This window comes from Candidatus Cloacimonadota bacterium (assembly GCA_021734245.1).
Taxonomy (GTDB): domain Bacteria; phylum Cloacimonadota; class Cloacimonadia; order Cloacimonadales; family TCS61; genus B137-G9.
The window spans coordinates 1-6,132 of record JAIPJH010000127.1 but is presented as its reverse complement, the minus strand read 5'-3'; the positions used below and the strand labels follow the sequence as shown (position 1 = coordinate 6,132).

Annotated in this window: 4 protein-coding genes; all 4 read left to right on the top strand. The window is 34.7% G+C overall.

The window, feature by feature from the left end; all coding sequences use genetic code 11:
- A partial coding sequence (locus tag K9N40_12905; protein ID MCF7815367.1) for a PAS domain S-box protein occupies nucleotides 1-1,192 on the top strand: 1,192 nt, incomplete at its 5' end.
- A gap of 14 nt (nucleotides 1,193-1,206) precedes the next feature.
- Complete coding sequence (locus K9N40_12900; protein ID MCF7815366.1) at nucleotides 1,207-3,855, top strand: PAS domain S-box protein; 2,649 nt, start codon at nucleotides 1,207-1,209, stop codon at nucleotides 3,853-3,855.
- A gap of 75 nt (nucleotides 3,856-3,930) precedes the next feature.
- A complete protein-coding gene (locus K9N40_12895; protein ID MCF7815365.1) occupies nucleotides 3,931-4,371 on the top strand; it encodes a response regulator in 441 nt (146 codons plus the stop codon).
- Nucleotides 4,372-4,395: 24 nt separating this feature from the next.
- Nucleotides 4,396-6,132 (top strand): PAS domain-containing protein (locus tag K9N40_12890; GenBank protein ID MCF7815364.1); only part of this gene is annotated, 1,737 nt, incomplete at its 3' end.

Genomic DNA, 6,132 nt, shown 5'->3' with positions numbered 1-6,132 from the left:
AGATTGGCCAATTCTAAATAATATTATAAACAAATCTCTTAATGATATTTCGAAACAAGAAAGAGAAGAAATTATCCACAAATGGATTCACATAGAACCGATGTCGCTTTTTGCAAACAAAGTTTTCTGGCGGATTGTAGTGATAATGCTAATGATCGGTTTTGCTTACATTGTTATTTTTATCTTATGGAATATGTCGTTGAAAAAGAAAGTAAAACAGCGAACCAAGGAATTGGAAGAAGATATTGCCAAACGGATTGTAATCGAGAAAGCACTTTCCAAAAGCGAAGAAAATTTCAAAATGATAGTTGAAAATCAAGTTGATCTGCTGGTAAAAGTTGATGAAAATGGTAGATTTATTTTTGTAAGTCCATCATACTGTAAAATGTTTGGCAAAAGCAAAGAAGAACTTATAGGAAAATCTTTTACTCCTTTGGTTCATCCTGAAGATCTTGAAAAAACACAAATCGAAATGAAAAATTTATATTCCCGACCATATACATGTTATATTGAACAACGTGCAAAAACGCAATTCGGTTGGCGCTGGCTGGCCTGGAAAGATAAAGCTGTGTTGGATGCAAATGGCAAGGTTAAAGAAATCATCGGATTGGGGCGCGACATCACCGATCGTAAAGAAGCAGAATTGGAAAATCTGAAATTGGCAGAAATCATTCGATATATGAAAGATGGAATAATTCTGACCGATCCTGAAGGCAAAATAGAATTTGTTAATTCTGCTTTTGAAGAGATGAGCGGATACAAACTTGCAGACATAATGTTCATGGATCCAATCGAGTTTGTTGTTACCGATAATCCCAAAAAACAGGCTGCAAAAATCCGTTCGAGTATGAAAAAGATCGAGAGTTGGTCTGGTGAGATGATTTGTCGAAGAGCAAACGGAGAGGAATATTTCATCGAAACTCAGATTTTCCCAATTTTTGATGAAAATAATAGACTAGATTCCATTGCCGCAATTCAAAGAGACATTACAGAAAAGAAAGAGATAGAAGCAAAACTTAATGCACAACAGGAAAAACTGGAAAACGCTGTGATGAAAAGAACGGCAGAATTAAGAAATAAGAATAAAGAACTTGAAGAGATGAACAAAATTTTTGTCGGTCGGGAATTCCGAATAAAAAAATTGAAAGAAAAACTGAAAGAATTGGAAGAAAAAGTAAAAATCCTGGATTGATTTTTGAGGTCGATATGAAAATAAAAAAAAGTATTTCCCGAGAATTTTTTACAAAATTTGTTTTAGTTACATTTATCACAATTCTCATTTTTGGTTTTATTGATATTCGAAAATACTATGTTCAATACAAAATAAATGTAAAAGAAATCCATGACCAATTTATAAAAGCCCAGGAAGATCAAATAAAAAGCGAAGTAGATAGAGTAGTATTTTTTATTCAGGAAATGATCAAGCATTCCAAAAGAAACGGGCATGATTTGGATTCTTTGCAAAACGAAATTTTAAGGGAAATCGTTAATTTTAGATTTGCTGAACAAGGATATTTCTTTGGTGCAACAGTAGATGGTGGGCCATTATTTTCTAATGGAAAAATAACCAAAGGTGGTGCAAGTATAAAAAATCTAACAGATAAAAGAGGAACAAAAATATTTCAGCAATACTTGCAGGCAATAGAGAATCCGGAAGGTGATTTCATTACTTATTATTGGAATAAAATTGATGAAACAGTTCCCAAAGCAAAACTATCATTTCTAAAATATGTTCCGGAATGGGAGTGGATTATCGGAGCAGGTTTGTATTACGAAGATATGAGCAAGCAGATGGCCGAAAAAATTTCGTTTATGAAACAAGAAGTTCAAACCAAAATATTCAGACTGATTGGATTTACACTTTTCCTGATCATTGTTTCATTTTTCATCGCAAAACTCATTTCGCAAAGAATTCGCAAGGAGTTCGATGTATTTATCAATGCTTTTCAAAATCCTGAAGAAAACTACAAAGATATCGATCCCGAGAAAATGAGATACGATGATATCGCACTGCTGGCAGAATCTACTCGCAAAATGCTGAATGAACAGATAAGATCGAAATCGGAACTTTTTGAAAAGGAACTTCAGCTTCGCAACATCATGAACATCAATCCACATTTCATTTTTGTAAAAAATAGAAAGGGAAAATTCCTGTTGGCAAATAAAGCAACCGCAGAGGTGTATGGTCTTACACCCGAGAAGCTGGAAGGAAAAACAGATGCTGAAGTAGCTCCATCCAGAAAAGAAGCTCAAAAATTCCGGGAAGATGATCTGCTGATATTGAAAGGTAAAAGAGAAAAGGTTACTCAGGAAGAAACTATTTCCGATAAAAAAGGTAACACAAGATATTTATACACTATAAAGAAACCAATAAAAATGAGTTCAGAAAAAGGTATTTGTGTATTGGGGATCTCGATTGATATAACAGAACTAAAAAAAGCTCAGAAAGAACTGGAAATAAGAAACGAAGAACTGCGTCGTGAAATGAAGCAGAGATCGAGAGCTGAAGAGTCGTTGAAAGACAGCAGAACACAATTATTCAGTATAATAAAAAATAGTACAAATGTATTTTACACACATACTTCCAAACATCAAATTACCTATATCAGTCCTCAGATTGAGAAAATTCTGGGTTATACAGCCAACGAAGCGTTAAGGGTTTGGACCGAATTAGCTTCCGATCATCCCGCCAATAAAAAAGCTTTAGAATTAACCGAAAAAGCTTTAAAAACAGGAGAAACTCAAGAACCTTATGAAATAGAACTTGTTCACAAAAACGGCAGCAAAGTTTGGGTGGAAGCCCATGAAGCACCTGTAAAAAGTGGCGACTCGATGATCATAGTGGGCTCACTTACCGATATTACCGCACGCAAAACAGCTCAAAAAGAGTTGGAAAAACACAAAGATAATCTGGAAAAAATGGTAATGGAAAGAACCAAGGAATTACAGGATCAGAATAAAAAATATGCCCTCACCCAAAAAGCCTTATCGTATTTGATGGATGACATAAATGAGATGAGGACTGAAGTAGAAGAAACCAATGAACAGCTGATCTATGCCAATAAAGAATTGGAATCATTTTCCTATTCTGTATCTCACGATCTGCGGGCACCACTGAGAGCTATAAATGGTTTTGCCACGATTTTGGGAGAGGAATATGGAGAAGTTCTGGACGATCAAGCTTTTGAATACCTGGATATAGTAAAAGACAATGCCACACAAATGAGTAACCTGATAAACGATCTTTTAGAATTTTCCAGAGTTAGCAGAAAAGATATTAAAGGTGATAAATTTAATATCTACAAAGAATTTGATTCCGTTTTCAATGAATTGGCAAAACACCATCCCGATAAAAATATCGAACTTAAACTGCATGATATGGTCGAAGTGCATGCAGATCGCAAAATGATACGCCAGGTAATTCATAATTTGATTTCCAATGCTATAAAATATTCATCCAAAGAAGAGAAGATTTTTATCGAAATTGGTATGAATGAAAAAGCTAAGGAATATGAGTTCTATATAAAAGATAATGGCGTAGGTTTCAATGAAGAATACAGAAATAAACTCTTTGGAGTGTTCCAAAGACTCCATACTCCAGAAGAATTTGAAGGTACTGGCGTAGGTTTGGCTATCGTTAAAAGGATCATTCTGAAGCACAGAGGAAAGGTGCGTGCAGAAGCTGTGGAAGATGAAGGCGCTACATTCTATTTTTCACTTCCCAAACATTTCAAACAAAAAGAAGATCAAATGACCCAGGAAGAAATAAACATGTATGCAAAAGAATTGCTTGAACTTGAAGATAATTACAAAGATATTTTTGAAGAAGCACTAAAACTTGATGATGATTTATAGCAATTTTTTATAAAAATTCTTTACGTCAAAGAATAGTTCAATAATAAAGTTAAGTTGATTTATAAGGGGGAGAAGATGAGAGCAAGAGAAATCGAAATTCTACTTGTGGAAGACAATCTGAATGATGTGAAACTAACAAAGAAAGCCCTCCAAAAACAAGACTTAAATGCTAAAGTTGCTCATGTGGAAAATGGTCAGGAAGCAATCGACTACATTTTTTGCCGCAACAAATTTTCCGATAGAAAAAAAAGTAGCTTTCCCAACCTGATACTACTGGATTTAAAGCTTCCCAAAATGGATGGGCTTGAGGTTTTGAAGATATTAAAAAAAGATGAAAGAACAAAATCTATTCCTATTGTTGTTCTCACTTCTTCCGATCAGGATTCCGATATAGAAAAAAGTTATGATCTGGGAGCAAATAGTTACATTGTGAAGCCGGTAGATTTTGATCAATTTATGAAATCGGTAACTGAACTGGGATTGTATTGGTTTTTGCTGAATGAATATACAAGTTAAGATCGTGTTATTGTAGAGGAACTGATGGCGGATAAATTGCGAATTTTAATTGTAGAAGATGTGATGACAGATGCAAAACTGGTAGAATATGAATTAAGCAAATCAGGTTTGCAGTTTGAATCGAAGATCGTAAAATTTAAAGAAGATTATATAGATGCACTAAAGAATTTTAAACCTGATCTTGTTCTATCAGATTTCTCTTTACCCAGATTTGACGGCAAGGAAGCTATCAAGATCATTCGAAAATTAGCTCCCCAAACTCCCATTATTATAGTTACGGGATCGATAAATGAGCAAACTGCAGTAGAATGCATGAAACTGGGAGCCTGGGATTATGTGCTTAAAGACAGATTGGTGTTATTGGGACATTCCATAAAAAATACACTTGAGCTGAAACAAGATAGGCAACGAATTTTACAAACTCAGGAAGAACTAGCTAAAAGCGAAGAACAATTTAGAACTTTTGCCGAAAATGTTCCTGGTGTTGTTAGTATTTATGATCGTCTTCCCAATGATGAAGTCAAATTTATTTATCAGGGACCGGGTTTAGAAAAAATTTTTGGTGATAAGATTGCTCAGAAGATATATGAAGGTCCATCGATATATTTCAAAATGATCCCTGATGAAGACAGGGAAAAACTGGAAAATGAAGCTGTAAAAGCGGTAAATTCAGATGGATTGTTAGATATGGAATATCGGCTTAGAATTAGCGAGGATAATTATATCTGGGTTCGCTCATCTTTTAGTGTTACACCCATGGAAAATGGTGGTTACCGTTGGCAGGGTTTGATATTTGAAATTACAGCTCAAAAGAAAATGGAAAATGAACTGATCGAAAATGAGAAACTTCTAAACAAAACTCAACAAATGGCTCATGTGGGAAGTTGGACATTAGATCTGATTACCCAGAAAATCTATTGGTCGGAGGAAATTTCCCAAATTCTGGGTGTTGATGATAAAACTACGGAAAGAACACTTTTCAATGTTATGAAAAGGATGCATCCGGAAGACCTGAAACGTATTAGAAGAGAATTTGTAAGATCTCTTAAAACCAGACAACCTTATGATATCTATCATCGTATCATCAGGCCAAATGGCACTGTCAGGTTTATACACACAAAAACGGAAAACCTGAGAGATGAAAACGGAAAAGTGTTCAAAGCTATTGGTATGTCTCAGGACATCACAAATATTGTAGAAACTCAAGAAATCATCAGGAAGAGCGAGCAGCTTTCCCTGGCCATTATCGAAGATTCGCCCATTGGGATTTCTGTGCGAGATAAAAATGGAACTTTATTGCTCTACAATGAAGCCTGGAAAAATATCTGGGGATTTTCGGCTAAACAAGTAAATGAATATCGGAATCCTCGTAAAAGCTTGAATTTAGATTCTCGTGATAAGTATCTGGGAGAACATTCTGATGGTATAATAAAAGTCTATAAAGAAGGTGGCACATATTACATTCCAGAAATAAAATTGGAGAAGAAATTTCAGGGAAAAAATAAATGGATATCACAACGTTTTTATGCTCTCAAAGATGAAAACGATAATGTAGAGAGAGTAGTAATTCTTTCCGAAGATATTACAGTGCGTAAACTGGCTGTATTAACTCAAGAAGTTTTGTATAATATTATTTCTGCAGCAAATGTATCAAATAGTTTGGAAGATGTTTTCGAAGAAACCAGAAATCAGCTGGGAAGAATCCTGGATACAACCAATTTGTTCATAGCCTTATACGATGATGAAACAAAAATGTTAACT